Origin of the sequence: Solibacillus silvestris, from assembly GCF_051967575.1 — a bacterium.
Lineage (GTDB): Bacteria > Bacillota > Bacilli > Bacillales_A > Planococcaceae > Solibacillus > Solibacillus silvestris_B.
Map to the genome: position 1 here is coordinate 19,517 of NZ_JBQCJW010000002.1, position 17,060 is coordinate 36,576.

Genomic DNA, 17,060 nt, shown 5'->3' on the forward strand with positions numbered 1-17,060 from the left:
TGCAATCCTCCTTTTACTCAAAGCGCTCTAATAAATCAGTCCATTGCTGTTCAGAAGGTTGTAATCGTACAAGTCGTTGGGCAATTTGTTTTGCCTCGTCACGCTTGCCATCCTCAACTAAAAATAGGCAATATTTTTCTAAAAATTCAATATCATCGTTAAAATCATTATATGCCTCTTTGTAAATTTCGTATGCTTTTTGAAACTGTTCTTCTTCATTGTAAGCATTAGCTGCAAATGGGTATAACGCAGACCATTCAAATTCATTTTGCTGTAATTGTTCATATAGCGCAATAATTTCTTCAAAGCGTTGTTCTGCACTGTAAACCGACATCAATATTAAAATCGCTTCCATATACTCGGGATCCAAAGCAATTGCTTCACTTAAAAATTCAATCGCTTCGTGCTGTCTACTATTTTTCAACGCCATTTTCCCTGCGAATAAATAGAGTGACTTATCGTATTCATCACGTTTTAAACCTTCTTTTATAACACTTAATGCCCGTTTATTATTTTCCAGCATCGCATAACTTTCAGCTAACAGCAAATAGGCCGAGAAATAATCAGGATCCAGTTCCTTTAAATCTTCCAATTGTTTAATAGCAAGCTCATATTTTTCTGTTTGGAATGCGGCATAGCCAGAACCGAATAATAAATCCGCGGTCACTTCCTCTTCCAATGCTTCCATATAATAGTCAAGTGCTCTTTCATAGGCTGCACCAGCCCGGTAAACTTCAGCAAGGCGCTGTGCTAATATTATTCCAGCAAACTTTTTTTCAATTGTATAAAGTTCCTCGTATATACGGGCCGCTTCCGAAAAACGCCCTGTTTCGAATAATAATTCTGCTTTTGCAAATTGCAATAACGGCTCATGCGGCAAAATTTGCAATGCCTCATTTATGCGTTGCTCCGCTACTTCAAACAATCCTTGCATTTGATAATAATCTGCTAATATTAAAAGTGCTTGCGGATACTCAGGTACATCGCTTGCAATGCCCATTAACAAATCGAGTGCATCATCTTCTTCCCCGAGCTCAATCAGCACGCTTGCCCGGTCAATCGAAATTTGCGCTTCTTCAGGAAATAAAAATTGTAAATGCTCAAATACCCTGTCCGCCTCATTTAAAAACCCGTAATGCATAAGGGCCTCTGCAATCTCATATTGCGCTGCCGGCTCGGCATCCGTTAAAAACGATTCAAGAAGCGCATTAATTTGTTGCAAGTCGCCTTCTTGCACTGCTTGTAGCAATTGTTCCATAAGTCGTTCACCTTTTTTCTTTTGTTATCAATATTATGCTACATGACAACGCTTTGCATCACAAGGAAAAGAAACGAAATGTTTAATAAAAAACATATGTCCTGGATTTTTCGCTTAATGGAAAAAGAGATGTAAAGAGTAATCCTCTCTACACCTCCACCACTATTATTTCAATATATTATTTATATGCTCAAAAAACGTCGGGTAAGATACCGCAATACAGTCAGCGTCATCGAGTGTCACTTCACCTTCAGCAATTAATGCGGCAATTGCCCCCATCATGCCTATTCGATGATCCCCATATGTTTTCAGGCTTGCACCGTGCAATGGTGTCGGACCTTCAATGATCATCCCATCTTCTGTGGCTTCTATATTCGCGCCAAGCTTCTTCAGTTCATTTACAACTGCATCAATTCGGTTCGTTTCTTTTACTTTTAGCTCTTCCGCATCTTTAATGATTGTTTTTCCTGCAGCCTGAGTGGCAAGTAAGGCGATAACCGGGATTTCATCGATCAATCTTGGAATAATCGCACCTTCCACTACAGTCGCTGTAAGATGTGACGTTTCAATCGTAATCGTTGCAGTAGGCTCTGCTGTGTTTTCGCCATTTGATGCAATGCTCATGTTTGCACCCATATTCTGGAGCACTTCAATAATGCCGTTACGCGTTTCATTAATGCCTACATTGTTCAGAACAATTCGGCTGCCTGCAGTCAGCGCGCCTGCAACTAAGAAGAAAGCCGCCGAAGAAATATCGCCTGGCACGTTGACATGTGTGCCTGTCAGCTGCTGACCGCCTTCAAGTGTCACGACACCGTTATCCACAGTCACATTGGCGCCGAATTGATGCAGCATGCGCTCTGTATGATCGCGCGATACTTCGTGTTCGCGTACAATTGTTGTCCCTTCTGCACGTATGCCCGCCAATAAAATGGCCGACTTCACTTGTGCACTCGCGACAGGCATTGTGTAATCAATCGCGTTTAATCGACCGCCCTGAATTGCCAACGGTGTGTACTGCCCATTATCGCGGCCGGCAATTTGCGCCCCCATCAATCGTAGAGGATCTGCGACGCGACGCATCGGGCGCTTACCGATAGACGCATCTCCGGTCATAATCGTATGTAAATTCGTCCCGGACAAAATCCCGAGCATTAAACGCGTCGTTGTACCGGAATTCCCTGTATACAGCACTTCTGCCGGTTCTGTCCATTGATCTATACCAGGGCTGTTAATCGTTACGTTTGTGCCATCAACCTCAATGTCAACGCCGAGTTTTCTAAAGCAGTCAATTGTGTTTAAACAGTCTTCCCCTAATAGAAATCCGCTGACAGTCGTCTTTCCTTTTGCGATTGACCCGAACATAATAGAGCGATGCGAAACCGATTTGTCGCCAGGTACCGTAATATCGCCTTGTAATGATGGTTGTTTGTATTGTAATGTTGTTGAACTCATACGACTTCCCCCTTAGAAAAACACATCTCGCCTTGATCAAGCACATATAGGCAAATTTGCATCCGGTTTTTATATTATACTCTAAAAATTTCCTACAAAACTGTATGGCACGCGCCGAATGAAGATGAACGAAAATGCGCCTTTCATGAAATATGCGTATCGTAGTTTGCTTTATGTGCAATGCATTTTGCTGCACGCTCACGGTCTTCGTTCGTCTGAAAGCTGATTACTAAAATACCGAATACATCGACGCGCGTCTCCACAATCCGGATATTCGTAATACTAATATTATCCTCCGCCAAGTATCCTGTCACTTCCGAAATGACACCAGGATAGTCAGGGATGTCCACATACAGATCATATGGCATATATAATGCCCCGTTTGCGACCGGCAAGCTATCCCGAACATCGCGTGCATCGCTGAAATAGTTTTCGATCGCTTTGGCATCGCCGGCATTCAGCAAATCCCGCACACGATTCATTTCCGTAAGCCATGCATCAAGCTGCCCTACTAATTCTTTGCGGTTTTGCATCGTAATATCGCGCCATAAAGCCGGGTTAGATGAGGCAATGCGCGTAATATCACGAAAGCCGCCCGCAGCCAGAGAGGACGTCATCGGGTAGGTTTGCTTTTCCGTATTGAGCTGATGCACTAAAGATGCCGCAATAATATGCGGGAAGTGACTCACGACAGCTGTCATATGGTCGTGGACTTTTGCATCGACAACGACCATTTTTCCAAGCGTGAATTTTAATAGGTCATCCAAAGCGGCCAATTTTTCAATTTCTTCTCCTTCATTTGGCGTCAACATATAATAGGCATTTTCCAGCAAGTATGGTTTTGCGGCAGTAATCCCGCTTTTATGGGATCCTGCCATTGGATGTCCGCCGATGAAGACAATTCCTGATTGGCGAAGCTCCAAAGCCTTTTCCATAATTCGGGATTTTGTGCTGCCTGTATCTGTAATGATAACCCCGCGCTTTAATTCCCAGCTTTTTAACTGCTCCATCAATTCGAGCGTCACATTGACAGGCGTCCCAAAAATAATCACATCCGCCTCTTTCGCAAATTCTGCCGGATCCTCCACAACTTCATGTACAACATTTAATGTGCTGGCCAATTGCCTCGTTTGTTCATGTGCATCATAGCCAAACACTTTCGTGCGCGGAGCTTTTTGAAGAGCCAATGCAATTGATCCGCCAATCAGCCCTAGTCCGATTACGAAAACATTGCGTGTCATACGAGTACTCCTTGCTCTGTTAACACCTCTTCAAGCAACTGCAGAAATTTCGCATTTTGTGCTTCTGTCCCAATCGTCACCCGTATATAGCCTTCTAAACCGAGCGCTGCACCACTGCGTATAATAAAGCCGCGTTTCATCATTTCCTCGAACACAGTGTTGCTGCTTGCCTTCACTTCAAACATGACAAAGTTTGTTTGCGATGGGAAGTAATTCAGCCCATGCTTTTCACAAAACGCGACATATTGCTTTTTGCCGATTTCATTCGCTTCACGGCAGCTTGCGATATATTGCTGATCCTGCAATGCGATATGCGCTGCTTGTTGGCTTAAAACCGTATTGTTGAACGGTGCGCGCACTGGGTCAAGCTTTGCAATTACCTCAGCTTGGGCAATGCCGTAACCGACGCGGAATGACGCTAAACCATACGCCTTCGAAAATGTGCGGAGCAAAATCAAATTGGAATATTCGCGGAAATAATGCAATGTATCTTTATAGGACGGGTCATTGACATATTCTATATACGCCTCATCCAGCACGACAAAAACATCCGCCGGCACTTTTGCCAAAAAGTCTCTTAATGCTTCATCCGGCACAATTGTCCCTGTAGGATTATTCGGATTGCATACCCATACGACTGATGTGTTTTCATCTATCGCCTCGTAAATTGCATGTAAATCATGCACACCGTTGTTCAGCGGTATTCTACGCACTTCCGCTCCTTCGATATCCGCATTATGCCAGTATTGAGAAAACGATGGATCAGCCATGACTGTATTGACACCCGGATATAGCAAGGCACGGGTAATAATCGCGATTAAATCATCTGAACCATTCCCTAAAATCAATTCATTTTCCGCGACACCGTAAAATTTAGCCAAAGATGTACGCAAGCTTTGTGCATAGCCATCCGGATATATCGCATGATTAGATTCGTCTGCTTGCAAAAATTGTTTTACTTTAGGCGAGCTGCCAAATGGATTTTCATTGGAAGCGAGCTTGATGACTTCATCTAATCCGAAAAGCTTTTTCACTTCTTCAATCGGTTTTCCTGGTTGGTATGCTTTCATGCCATTTAACTGTTGTTTCCACTTCATCATCAACGTCTCCCTCTAACTAGCAATTATTTCACTAAATCCGGTCGTAATTTTACCGCTTCTTCCAAATATACATGTCGGATTTCATGCTGTGTCATATCTGTGTTTACATGTAACAATACGCGTATACATAACGGCAGTGCACCTGGTACATCCATTTCATGCATACACATAATCGGTACATACTGCCAGCCTGGCATCGTCCGAACCGACTTGGCAGGGAAGGCAGAATGTATATCCGGGGTTGTAGAAATTGTCACAGAGGCAATATCTTCCGGTTCAATCTTATTTTGTATCGCAACTTCTTTAACTAGTCTTGCCGTTTCTCCCCATACAAACTCGGCTTTATCTTCAGCAATTGTAATTGCGCCGCGAATTCCACGAATCATTGCTGCACCTCCACTAATAATGCTCTTAGTTGACGATCAATTTCTCTGCATTGTTCAAGCTCAACTTTTTGAACAAAGGGCTGACCGATTGTTTCCAGCAGCACAAACTGCAATTGTCCGTAGTCGGCTTTTTTATCTTTCAGTAAATATTCCGTTAGTTGCTCAAAAGTGAATTCCTGCACAGCTTCAAACGGATATCCGTTTTCGATTGCAAAATGTAAAAAGCGTTTTGTAAATTGATGATCTACTTTACCGTATTTCTCACTTAATAGAAGTGAATAAATAAGACCAATCATTACGGCTTCTCCATGTGCTACACGACCATAGCCTGCAGCCGCCTCAATTGCATGCCCGTACGTATGACCTAAGTTGAGATACTTTCTTACGGACTGTTCTGTTTCATCCTGCTCGACAATTGCTGCTTTTACTTGTATGCCATGCGCCAAATAGTTCGCCAGCAAATCTTCCGGAAGTCCCGTAATACGGTCACCCTCTAAAAGCTCTTCAACCCAGTGGGCATCAGAAATTAAAGCATGCTTAATTACTTCCGCCATGCCTGAGCGTATTTCTTTTTCTGATAAGCTATGTAAAAATATTGTATCGAAAATTACGGCTTCCGGCTGGTAAAAAGCGCCGATCATATTTTTACCGAGTGCATGATTAATAGCCGTTTTGCCGCCAACTGCTGAATCATGCGCCAAAATCGTCGTTGGAATTTGGATGAATGGAATCCCCCGCATATAAGTGGCAGCAGCAAAGCCGGCCAAGTCACCGACCGCTCCGCCGCCAAAAGCGATAATCATTGATTTCCGCGTGCATTTCTGCTCCAGCAAATAAGTTTGCACTGCATTGTAATTATCGAAGCTTTTGCACTTTTCGCCTGCAGGCATTACTAACAAGCGGAATGCATGCGGGAAATTGGCTTCAAAATAGCTTTGTTGCGCAGACCAAACATTTTCGTCCGTCAAAACAATAATTTTATCCGCTTTTGCAAATAAATCGTTAACTGCTGCAACTGCTTCATTCAATATGCCTTTCCCAATCGTCACAGAATACGAATGGGATGCAGCTCGTACTGGAATCTCCATATTAATACTCCTTCGTATACTGGCGCATTTCATCCAATTGCGCTTTTAATTGGGGTAATTGGTCACTGTGGAATTGCTCGACAATGGCATTGGCAATTTCCCAGGCAATGACATGTTCCGCCACAACCGATGCTGCAGGCACTGCACAGCTATCAGAACGCTCGACACTTGCTTTAAACGGCTCCTTCGTTTCGATATCCACACTTTGCAATGGCTTATATAATGTCGGGATCGGCTTCATGACGCCACGCACGACAATTGGCATTCCTGTCGTCATCCCGCCTTCCAAACCGCCTAAGCGATTTGTTGCGCGTGTATAGCCGCTTTCTTCATCCCATAAAATTTCATCATGCACTTCCGACCCTTTTTTTCGTGCCATCTCAAAACCAATGCCGAACTCGACGCCTTTAAATGCATTGATGCTTAACATTGCTGCTGCAAGCTTCGAATCTAATTTGCGATCGTAGTGCACGTATGAACCAATACCCGCCGGCAAGCCTTCCACAATCACTTCTACAACTCCGCCAATTGAATCGCCTGCTTGTTTCGCTTCATCAATCGCTTCCACCATTTTCGCTGAAGCTTCCGGATCAATACAGTAGCAAGGGTCATTTTCGATAATTGCCCGGATTTCGTCTGCTGTTTTGCCTTCCAACAAACTGCTGTCTGCTTTGATTCCTACAATTTCAGTTACATGTGACACAATCGAAATGCCAAGCTCGTTTAACAATGCTTTCGCAACAGAACCAACTGCAACACGTACCGTCGTTTCACGTGCACTGGAACGCTCTAATACGTTTCGCAAATCACGATGACCGTATTTCATTCCCCCAACCAAGTCTGCGTGACCTGGGCGCGGGCGTGAAATTTGGCGCTTAATTTCTGTTGGGTCAATATCTTCCGGCAACTGTGCCGCTCCCATAATTTTCGTCCAATGCTTCCAGTCATCATTCGTAACGACTAATGCTACAGGCGACCCTAAAGTTTTTCCATGGCGTACACCTGAGACAATTTCCACCGTATCTGTTTCAATTTGCATACGGCGTCCTCGACCATGACCGCCTTGACGACGTTTTAAATCATAATTGATTTTTTCCGCAGCTACCGGAAGCAATGAAGGCAACCCCTCAATAATCGTTGTTAATTGTGGACCATGTGACTCTCCTGCTGTTAAATAACGCATAAACACTTTCTCCCTTCAACTCGCTAAAGTATGTATTTTTCACTATAACATATTTCAATTTAAATATCAGTACTGTTTCTTTATGCTAAAGCGCTATTTTAGAATATTCTGAACGTTTCAGCTAGAAAATGATGCATCTGTAAGCGGAATGAAACAAAAATGCGCTTTTCGCTCTATTATACGAAAAGCACATTTTATGTAGCTTTAAAAGTCTTTTCAGCTTTTCTTCCACGATACAGGGCCAATATTGCCAATTTATTTTTTACGGTAGAAAAATGTATCTTCCACTTCCAGGCCATACTTTGCAGGGTTGAATATTTGCTCAGTGGAACCTACAAATAACACCCCGCCAGGTCGCAATGCTTTACTAAAGTTTGTATAAATTTGATCTTTAGCTTCTTCGGTAAAGTAAATCATCACATTGCGGCAAACAATCAGATCAAAATTCGAATCATACGGATCTTTTAATAAGTTATGCTTTTTGAATGTGACCGTGCGTTTGATCTCATCCTTCACTTTATAAAATTGCCCTTCCTGGTTGAAATACTTCGCCTGCACAGCCCCCGGCACTTCTGCTAGAGATCGCTCCGGATAGAGCCCCAATTTCGCTTTTTGAATTACGTTTTCATCGAGATCTGTCGCTAAAATATTTACTTGGGATAATGGTAAATGATGTGACAATACCATCGCCAGACTATAAGGCTCTTCACCTGTCGAACAAGCAGCGCTCCATATTTTCAGACGTTTGTTCGTTTGCAATAATAATGGAAAAATCTTATTTTGCAAAACTTCCCAGCGTTTTCCGTTACGGTAAAACTCGGAAACATTAATCGTCATACGATCCAAAAACTCATTCATTAAATCATGGTCTTTATCAAGGGCCGCAAAAAAATCAATAAAATTTTTATAGCCTTTCTTTTCATATAATGATGTTAAGCGGCGTTTCATCTGCGCTTCTTTATAAAGAGCTAAATCAATGCCTGTTTTGCGCTTAATGCCATCTATAAATTGTACGTAATCTGACATTATTCATCTTTCCCCTCATCTAACGTAAGCCTATTATAGCTGAAATTCCCTGATCCTGAAATAGAATTTGCCCATAAAGGCTATTCGTGGCGCTTATCAAGCAAAAGCTGTTTTGATTGTTCAAGTTCAAGCTTCATTTTTTCCGTTTCGGAATGATAGCTTTGCAAGCGGATTTGCTCAAGCTCCGTCTCTTTTTCCAGCATTTTGATTTGCAGTTTCAAGCTAGATCGTTTGTGGCCGGTAAGTATGGCTGTTAGTGAAATTAAAGCACCTGACCCAAAAATAATAGACAAAATAATAATATCTTCCATACGTAATATGACGCTCCCTTATCAATTATTATTCTTGCTTAAATTGCTTGTCGATTCTGTTTCGATCAGCAATTGTTTCGTATGTTCCAGCTCCAGCTTCATCTTCGCTGTTTCTTTATCATAATTTTCCAGCCTTAGTTTTTCAAGCTCAATTTCCTTGTCGAGACGTTTTAAATCAATTTTTTTATTTTTCGTGTACGTATCCGTTAAAATTCCTACTACGGCCACTATTGTAATCATTGTCCAAAACATATGTGTCACTCCTTCTATCTATATCGCTATGTAAAATTATTATAATTGCTTTTGCTTATGCTCCAATAATAGCTGCTTTGAATGTTCCAATTCTAAACGCATTTTTTCTGTTTCTTTTTCAAAATTTTCGAGACGCAATTTCTCCAGCTCGATTTCTTTGTTCAGTTTATTCACATCAATGCGCTTGCTTTCATTGCGTGCCTCTGTAATAACCGCAATGGCTCCGACTGCTATTGCTGCAACAATCACCCAAACCCACATAGACATCCTCCCTCTTTATAATCGGTATTTTTTATACGTATGTATTTTAAATATAGTTTCATTATTCTGATCTATTATAACATTAATAGCCAAAATTTTTCCTGTTACAAAAAAAGCCACCACTTTATAAGTGATAGCTTTTTGAATGTTTGATTATTCAGCTAAACCTTCTGGGAACCATAAACCGATTTCGCGTTCAGCAGAAGCTAAAGAGTCAGAACCGTGGATTACGTTGTGAGATAATGTTACAGCGTAGTCACCGCGGATTGTTCCTGGGTTTGATTCTTCAGGCTTTGTAGCACCCATCATAATACGGGATAATTGGATTACGTTTTCGCCTTCCCAAACCATGCCGAATACAGGACCTGAAGTAATGAAATCTACTAATTCACCGAAGAATGGACGCTCAGCGTGTTCTGCATAGTGTTTTTCAGCTAATTCACGAGTTGGTACCATTAATTTTGCTCCGCGCATTACGAAACCGCGACGCTCAAAACGGTCTACGATATCACCGATTACTTGACGCTCTACGCCATCTGGTTTAACCATTAAAAAAGTTTTTTCGATTGCCATTGATTAACACTCCTTAAATTTGAGTAAAAGGTTTTACACCTACCGATAAATATTACCAAAAACCTACTCATACTGCAACAAATATTAGATTTGCCTATAATTTGGCGATATTATTCAAGATTTTCGCTTGCCCATAAAAATAGCGATATCGCGCAATTTCTTTTTCATCGGATGGTTAGGCAATGCGTCCACTTCTTTTAACGCCTTTTGCAAATACAGATTGCTGATTTTTGCAGCCTCTTTTATCGCATCCGAATTGCGCACGAGCATCAGCATATTTTGACGCTCCTGCTCGGTTAACCCAACCGTCGCCACCTTTGATAAATAAGGGGCAAGCTGCGGATCATTTTTCATCAATAAAATCGGCAACGTAATATTACCTTGCATTAAATCACTGCCAGCCGGCTTGCCCAGCTGTTTGTCTGTAGCTGTGAAATCTAAAATATCATCCACTATTTGAAAGCTCATCCCGACAAAATAGCCGTAACGCTTTAAATGGCTTGCCGTTCTTTCATCGGCACCACTTACTACCGCACCCAGTTCACAGCTTGATTCGATTAACAATGCTGTTTTACGCTTAATGCGACGGAAATAATCTTTCAAATTTTGATCTAAACGAAACTTATCCTCGATTTGAATGACTTCACCATTTACTAGCTCCACCATCGTTTTCGCTAATATTTGATGTGCCCGCGGATTTTCGATGCTCGTCACATATTGCAGTGCACGGGCAAATATAAAATTCCCTGTATACATCGCCACACGGTTATTCCATTGCGCTTTCACCGTTTCCCGACCCCTGCGCATATCCGAATCGTCGATAACATCATCATGCACTAATGAACCCATATGGATTAATTCGAGCGGGACAGCGATGTTTTTCATTCGCTCAATATTATAGTCACCAAATTTGGCACTTAGTAACGTAAATACTGGTCGAATACGTTTTCCGCCAGCTTGCAGTAAATGTATTGAGGCATCATTCAATAAGTGTGAAGATGAATTCAACGCTTGTTCTAATTCGTTTTCGATGATTTCTATATCTGATTTAATATCCGCATATAGCATTTTAATTTTCATCTTTTCCACGCGTCAAAACCTACTCCCACTGTTATTTCTTCTTAAAGCCCATGTGCATAGCCGCCGCCCCGCCGCTATATGGTTTATATGAGACATTTTCATAGCCTGCTTCACGGAACATTTGCGCTAATTTTTTCATGCCGGGGAAGTCATTTGCCGACTCCTGCAGCCAGGAATACTCTTTATAGCTCTTCGCAAATAATTTTCCGAACATAGGCATAATATAATTGAAGTAAAAACGGAAAAGCTGACGATATACCGGAATTTCGGATTGGGATGTTTCCAAACATACAACCATTCCACCCGGTTTAACGACACGATTCATTTCACGCAATACTTGCATATAGTCCGGTACGTTACGTAAGCCAAAGCCGATTGTCACATAATCGAATGTATTATCTTCGTACGGCAATTCCATGGCGTTTCCGTGGATAAGCTCAATATTTGTTATATCCGCTGTCTTTTGCTTGCCGACTTTCAGCATATTTTCACTGAAATCCAGCCCTTTTACAGTGCCTTCTTCGCCGACTGCCTTCGATAATGCAATCGTCCAGTCAGCAGTGCCGCAGCATACGTCCAGACATGTTGAGCCCTTTTTCACAGCCATACGCTTCATCGTATCTTCACGCCAGCCTACATGCATTTGGAAGCTAATGACTGAATTCATTTTATCATAGCTCTCAGAAATGCTTTCAAACACTTCATGGACATGTTGTTCTTTCGATTTTGCCATCTTTTCAAAACCTTTCTAAGTTCACTAAACAGTAATGTATTGCTCTATGGATTGTTTCAAATCATTGTGTAAATTCATATGCTTCACAATTTCCCGCAACCTTTTCTTATATACGGTTAATTGCTCATCTATGCTTTCCGCTGCAGAAGGAATAGCGGCCGGATTATCCGCCAGCGCCAACACTCTATACAAAAAGCCGTTCTGCCCCTTTTGTATTAATTGTAGCTCTTTTTTCAATCGGATATATGTCAATGTATTTTGCATCAAATCCGTATACGCAGTGAAACCGTATACATCATAATATTGCGAAATCAATTCACTTTCGATAATCATTAAACTTTGAACCCATTGCTCGAGCGATCGCTGCTCAGGCTCATACAATCGTATTTGGTGCTCACAACGATTCACAATTCCTCTGGACAATTTTTGGATCAATAAAATATTGCCCGTTTGCGCGAGCAATTGATAATAGCGACCACTATAGTAATCGCCCGACAGGACAATCAGCTGCTGTTCTTTGCTCGTCGCTTCAACTTCCATCACTTTTTCATGCTCCAAAAGCGATGCATGTACAATCCCGACGGTTATCGCGCTTATTTTACGATCATCATTCATCTGTGCCCCATTTAAAAACGGAAGCTGAATAAAAAACAATTGTTCCTCTTGTAACGTAGGTTGTCCAACATTTTGAAGTAATGCTCTATGATGAACATGCTGCAGAATATTTGATTGTAACGTTTGAACCGATTGTATAATAGATGTTGCATTCATAGAAATTACTCCATTTCAATATTATCAATTACGTCTTAGCGTAATTGCGTCCAGATTTTCCGGGCTTTGAACCCACAGGACATGGTTTTGTCAGCCGTTGCCAAGCTTTTAGGCTGATTTGGTGTATAATAAGTTTCCTTCAAAAATCCGCGACATTTCCCAGAGGCTTAACTTCTTTCAGAGGCCATTTGTGCATCACTTTATAGAAGGGTAGGATTTTTTCCTATGCTATGCTTTCGGTATACAAAAATTTGCTGAAAGAAGTTAAAACATTCAATGTTTTTTTTAATTTATTTGCTTAAGAATCCGGTTTCTCTACTTTTTGCTTTGAATCGTCCCATGCGCGGAATGGATTTTTGCTTTTCCACGGATTTTCATTGCGGACGTATGCTCGGTGAACTGGGCAATCATCACTTCGCCGGCATCCAGCTTTTCGGAGTGGTGGAATTTCGTATCCGTTCCACGCGTCAAACCAATAACATGTACACCATCTTCTTCTGCTTCGATAATAATATAATCTGGTTGTGCCATTTTGCAATCTCCCCGCCTGTTGATTTCTCTGTTCATAATACCATAATTGATCGCATTATTTCATTTGGATGAATGTAATTACTTCATTTCGCTTCACATCATCCTGCTCATAAATACCGCGCGCAACAGCCGTCACCGTTTTGGATCCCGGTTTTTTCAATCCGCGCATCGTCATACACATATGTTCGGCCTCTACAACAACATAAACACCTTTCGGGTTCAGCATTTCCATAATCGTATCCGCCACCGTCGATGTGATGCGCTCTTGCAATTGCGGGCGGCGCGCTACAGATTCCAGGCAGCGTCCCAATTTGCTTAAGCCGGCTACTTTTCCGTCCTTCGGTATGTATGCAATATGTGCTATGCCGTAAAAAGGGACTAAATGATGCTCACACATAGAATAGAATGGGATGTCCTTCACTAGAACAAGCTCCTCATGATCTTCATGGAATACTGTACTGAAATAATCGCGCGGATCTTCATTTAAGCCACTGAACATTTCAGCATACATTTTTGAAACACGTTTTGGCGTATCGAGTAATCCTTCACGCGCCACATCTTCCCCAACCGCTTCTAAAATCATTTTCACTGCTTCTTCTATCTTTTTTAAATCGACATTTGTCATGAAACAATTTCCTCCTACAAACCAAAACGTTTTTTATGTATAAATCTATATTAATTCATTCTCATTATATTATGTAAGTTATGAAATACACTCTTGAATCGTAGCATATTAAGCGCATAAGTTCAAAACAGTTCTACTTTTTTTGGCATAGTTATTCAAAAACAGCAATAATCAAAAAAGAGCAGCTCTCAGATTGGCTGAGAGCTACTCTATGTACCTTAAGAAGCTGAATTATTTTACAGCGTCTTTAAGTGCTTTACCTGGTTTAAAAGCAGGTACTTTCGAAGCAGCGATTTCGATTTCCTTACCAGTTTGCGGGTTACGCCCTTTACGTGCTGCACGCTCACGAACTTCAAAGTTACCAAAACCGATTAATTGTACTTTGTCACCCTTTGCAAGAGCATCTTGAATTGTATCAAATACAGCTTCAACTGCTTTAGAAGCGTCTTTTTTAGAAAGACCTGCAGCTTCAGCAACAGAGTTTACTAATTCTGTTTTATTCACACCATTCACCTCCTCTCAAAGGGTCATGAATCTAAATCCTGTAAAAAGATTAACATACAGAAAACCGCTACGCAACTGAATTCAATCATGTTTTAATGATATTTTAACTTTTTTTCCAAAAAAACAGAAATTACAGGACAATTCACCTATAAAAGTGAGCTATCCTGTAAAATTTCAACTGCTATGTTTATTTCCTGTTTTGTTAAATGATAAACGTGATTAAACCTCTTTCGCCTTCATTTATTAATCTTTCCAGCATTAAGCGCATTCTATTTTTGGCATGGTTCGGCACGCCTTTCATTTTATATCGGATGCTTTCGGTTAAAACTTCATGCAATGGTGTTCCGAATAATTGAGTTTGCCATAATGCCTGGCGATCGAATTCATAGGCATGCTGCAAATCTTTCAATAAATGCTGACTATGAAACTCAGAGCCGATTAACGGTGAAAACTCGGCTTCCATATCAATCCGGATAATATGATAAGAAGGGGCTGTCGCTTTCATGCGCACACCGTAAAAGTTATTTTGCTCAATCAACTCCGGTTCGCTCGGCGTAAATTCGTCCATCGCCGGCAATGTAACACCATAGCCGTGTTCCTTCGCCTGTTCAATGGCATCGCGGAATCTCCGCTGTGCCGCTTTTGCCTCTGACGCTTCTTTAATGAACAAGAGCCATTCTTTTTTCGATTCGACTGGTTTTTCGAGCCACTCTGCACACGCTTCTTTATAGGCGTCATTATGGACGTTTACACGCAGTGTTGCAACCCCTTGTCCTGCATCGATGTTTTCAACGGTGCAGCTTTCCACAAAGTCGATTTCCCGCAGCAGTTGACTCGCCGCTTCCACATCACGGATTTTCATCGCGTCATCCTGCAATTGTGTAGTCGCAAATGCCAATGTTTCATTTAAATGATGATGTTCATCCAGCACATCTAACCAATCCGGCTTTTCCACCCGAATTTCATTTACGTTGAATTCAAATAGCGCTTCTTGCAAAATCATCATGACATCGTTTAATTGCATATGCTGAATTGCCGTTGCGATGACAGGAACGTCGTATTTTTGCATCAATGCATGCTGGATGCTTTGTGCTTCCGCTGAATGCGGGGCTGTACTATTGAGCACGATCACGAAAGGTTTTCCGATTTCTGTGAGCTGGTCGATAATTTGTTGCTCCGCTTTTTCCACTGCCGAGCGCGACATGCCGTTTACAGTTCCATCTGTCGTCACAACAATACCAATATTTGCATGATCCCGGATTACTTTGTCTGTACCGATTTTTGCCGCCTCTTGGAATGCGATTGCTTCATTATGCCATGGTGTTTGCACAAATTTCGGCCCTGTTTCATCCTGATAGCCTTTTGCCCCATCAATTACATACCCGACACAGTCGACAAGTCTGACACGAAACGGTATTTCGCTTTCCCCAAAAGTAATCGTCGTTCCTTGTGCCGGGACAAACTTCGGCTCGGATGTCATAATAGTCGGGCCAGGCGAACTTTGAGGAAGCTCATCCATTGCACGCATCCGATCTTCAGCATTTTCGATGTTCGGTAAAATTACGCCTTCCATCACCTTTTTTACAAAAGTCGACTTCCCGACTCGCACCGGTCCTACTACCCCAATATAAAGATCACCATTCGTACGTTCAGCTAGTTGCTGAAAAATATGCTCACTAATCGTATTGCCTCCTTTATATCCCGTAATCATTTGTTGTTAAATCAATTATGCCTCGGCATAATTGCATCCGAATCCGGCTTTATGCTTGCACAAAGCACCCCTTTTCCGAATTCGAGATATCCGCCGGAAGCTTTAACTTCTTTCAATGAAGGTTTCTGCCCTTGCTAAAAGAAGTTAATTGTATTCATTATCAAAACACTATATGTAAATGCGTTTTTAAATATGAAAAAAGGCGTGAAGAAAGATGAAACTTCCTGCACACCATTTTTCCGTTATTTTTCTTTGTTCGTTGGATCATACATAATGACCGGTTCATTGTTTTCATCCACTGTATATGGCAATGAATATGCCGGGACTACCGGGAAATTTTCCACTAAAATTTCACGAATGTCCTCACCAGGCTGGGCTGTTATATCATTATCCTTCATATATGTATATAGATCGATGGAATAATCTACATATAAATTCCCTTCAGCGGAGACGACAAGCGGCAGCTGATTATTCGAATACGGGCTTTGAACGGTTATATCTTCCTTATAGCCGATATTTTCAAAGTTGATTGTATATACATGTTCCACCACTTTATCCTTAAATTGCGGATATTTCGTGCCTTTGAATCGGATGTTGATCTCCCTCATACGCTCAGGTGTACGCAAATCGACAAGCTTCACTGTCGGATTTTCTTCAGGGTCCCAAATAATATACTGGAAAATGCCCCCCTTTTCATAGGCATTTGCTGGCGGAGAGCCGATATATTTTGGTACAAGCTTTTCAAAGTCGATTAAATATTTAATAAAAATATCAGTATCTTGATCGCGCGTTTTGATCGGCAGGACACCTGTATCTTCGCGATATTCGTTGACAGCACGCTGCACACCAGCAAGCATATCAGTATCAGGCCTTAAGCTTGATTGATCAAAATTTGTCGATGAACCGCATCCTGACAAAACCATCACTAACAATGATAAAAGAACAAACCATTTCGACAACTTCATTTTATG

At 41.6% G+C, this 17,060-nt stretch carries 20 protein-coding genes; all 20 read right to left on the bottom strand.

Annotated elements, in window-relative coordinates; genetic code table 11:
- Positions 1-13: 13 nt before the first annotated feature.
- Positions 14-1,258 (bottom strand): tetratricopeptide repeat protein, encoded by a 1,245-nt coding sequence (locus tag ACTHOQ_RS01325; RefSeq protein WP_440493865.1) that lies wholly within the window; start codon positions 1,256-1,258, stop codon positions 14-16.
- Between the two features lie 165 nt (positions 1,259-1,423).
- On the bottom strand, positions 1,424-2,713 hold the full coding sequence (gene aroA / locus ACTHOQ_RS01330) for a 3-phosphoshikimate 1-carboxyvinyltransferase (RefSeq protein WP_440493866.1): 1,290 nt from the start codon (positions 2,711-2,713) through the stop codon (positions 1,424-1,426).
- A gap of 143 nt (positions 2,714-2,856) precedes the next feature.
- Positions 2,857-3,954 (bottom strand): prephenate dehydrogenase, encoded by a 1,098-nt coding sequence (locus tag ACTHOQ_RS01335; RefSeq protein ID WP_440493867.1) that lies wholly within the window; start codon positions 3,952-3,954, stop codon positions 2,857-2,859.
- Positions 3,951-5,051, bottom strand: coding sequence for a histidinol-phosphate transaminase (hisC, locus tag ACTHOQ_RS01340; RefSeq protein ID WP_440493868.1), 1,101 nt, complete (start codon positions 5,049-5,051; stop codon positions 3,951-3,953). The genes ACTHOQ_RS01335 and hisC overlap by 4 nt, the downstream gene beginning before the upstream one ends.
- 26 nt (positions 5,052-5,077) lie before the next feature.
- A complete protein-coding gene (aroH, locus tag ACTHOQ_RS01345) occupies positions 5,078-5,440 on the bottom strand; it encodes a chorismate mutase (protein WP_440493869.1) in 363 nt (120 codons plus the stop codon).
- On the bottom strand, positions 5,437-6,528 hold the full coding sequence (gene aroB, locus ACTHOQ_RS01350; RefSeq protein WP_440493870.1) for a 3-dehydroquinate synthase: 1,092 nt from the start codon (positions 6,526-6,528) through the stop codon (positions 5,437-5,439). The genes aroH and aroB overlap by 4 nt, the downstream gene beginning before the upstream one ends.
- 1 nt (position 6,529) lies before the next feature.
- Positions 6,530-7,711, bottom strand: a complete 1,182-nt coding sequence (gene aroC, locus ACTHOQ_RS01355) for a chorismate synthase (RefSeq protein WP_440493871.1) — start codon at positions 7,709-7,711, stop codon at positions 6,530-6,532.
- A 255-nt stretch (positions 7,712-7,966) separates the two neighbouring features.
- Positions 7,967-8,737, bottom strand: a complete 771-nt coding sequence (locus tag ACTHOQ_RS01360; protein ID WP_440493872.1) for a CheR family methyltransferase — start codon at positions 8,735-8,737, stop codon at positions 7,967-7,969.
- A gap of 80 nt (positions 8,738-8,817) precedes the next feature.
- A complete protein-coding gene (locus tag ACTHOQ_RS01365) occupies positions 8,818-9,048 on the bottom strand; it encodes a hypothetical protein (RefSeq protein ID WP_440493873.1) in 231 nt (76 codons plus the stop codon).
- Between the two features lie 21 nt (positions 9,049-9,069).
- Complete coding sequence (locus ACTHOQ_RS01370; protein WP_440493874.1) at positions 9,070-9,300, bottom strand: hypothetical protein; 231 nt, start codon at positions 9,298-9,300, stop codon at positions 9,070-9,072.
- 39 nt (positions 9,301-9,339) lie between these two features.
- Positions 9,340-9,561 carry a hypothetical protein gene (locus ACTHOQ_RS01375; protein ID WP_440493875.1) on the bottom strand — a complete coding sequence of 74 codons (222 nt, stop codon included), beginning with the start codon at positions 9,559-9,561 and terminating at the stop codon, positions 9,340-9,342.
- Between the two features lie 153 nt (positions 9,562-9,714).
- The gene (gene ndk, locus ACTHOQ_RS01380; RefSeq protein WP_440493876.1) at positions 9,715-10,134 is read right to left on the bottom strand and encodes a nucleoside-diphosphate kinase; all 420 of its coding nucleotides are present in this window, start codon (positions 10,132-10,134) and stop codon (positions 9,715-9,717) included.
- 114 nt (positions 10,135-10,248) lie between these two features.
- The gene (gene hepT / locus ACTHOQ_RS01385) at positions 10,249-11,223 is read right to left on the bottom strand and encodes a heptaprenyl diphosphate synthase component II (RefSeq protein WP_440493877.1); all 975 of its coding nucleotides are present in this window, start codon (positions 11,221-11,223) and stop codon (positions 10,249-10,251) included.
- Between the two features lie 22 nt (positions 11,224-11,245).
- Positions 11,246-11,947, bottom strand: coding sequence for a demethylmenaquinone methyltransferase (locus ACTHOQ_RS01390; RefSeq protein WP_440493878.1), 702 nt, complete (start codon positions 11,945-11,947; stop codon positions 11,246-11,248).
- A 24-nt stretch (positions 11,948-11,971) separates the two neighbouring features.
- Entirely contained in the window at positions 11,972-12,718 is a 747-nt protein-coding gene (locus ACTHOQ_RS01395; protein ID WP_440493879.1) for a heptaprenyl diphosphate synthase component 1, read from the bottom strand.
- 315 nt (positions 12,719-13,033) lie between these two features.
- Positions 13,034-13,249 (bottom strand): trp RNA-binding attenuation protein MtrB, encoded by a 216-nt coding sequence (gene mtrB, locus ACTHOQ_RS01400; RefSeq protein ID WP_191698172.1) that lies wholly within the window; start codon positions 13,247-13,249, stop codon positions 13,034-13,036.
- A 55-nt stretch (positions 13,250-13,304) separates the two neighbouring features.
- Entirely contained in the window at positions 13,305-13,874 is a 570-nt protein-coding gene (gene folE, locus ACTHOQ_RS01405) for a GTP cyclohydrolase I FolE (protein ID WP_440493880.1), read from the bottom strand.
- Positions 13,875-14,105: 231 nt separating this feature from the next.
- A complete protein-coding gene (gene hbs, locus ACTHOQ_RS01410; RefSeq protein WP_004232618.1) occupies positions 14,106-14,378 on the bottom strand; it encodes a non-specific DNA-binding protein Hbs in 273 nt (90 codons plus the stop codon).
- Positions 14,379-14,580: 202 nt separating this feature from the next.
- Complete coding sequence (spoIVA, locus tag ACTHOQ_RS01415; RefSeq protein WP_440493881.1) at positions 14,581-16,089, bottom strand: stage IV sporulation protein A; 1,509 nt, start codon at positions 16,087-16,089, stop codon at positions 14,581-14,583.
- 242 nt (positions 16,090-16,331) lie between these two features.
- Positions 16,332-17,054, bottom strand: a complete 723-nt coding sequence (locus ACTHOQ_RS01420) for a YphF family lipoprotein (protein ID WP_440493882.1) — start codon at positions 17,052-17,054, stop codon at positions 16,332-16,334.
- Between the last annotated feature and the right edge of the window lie 6 nt (positions 17,055-17,060).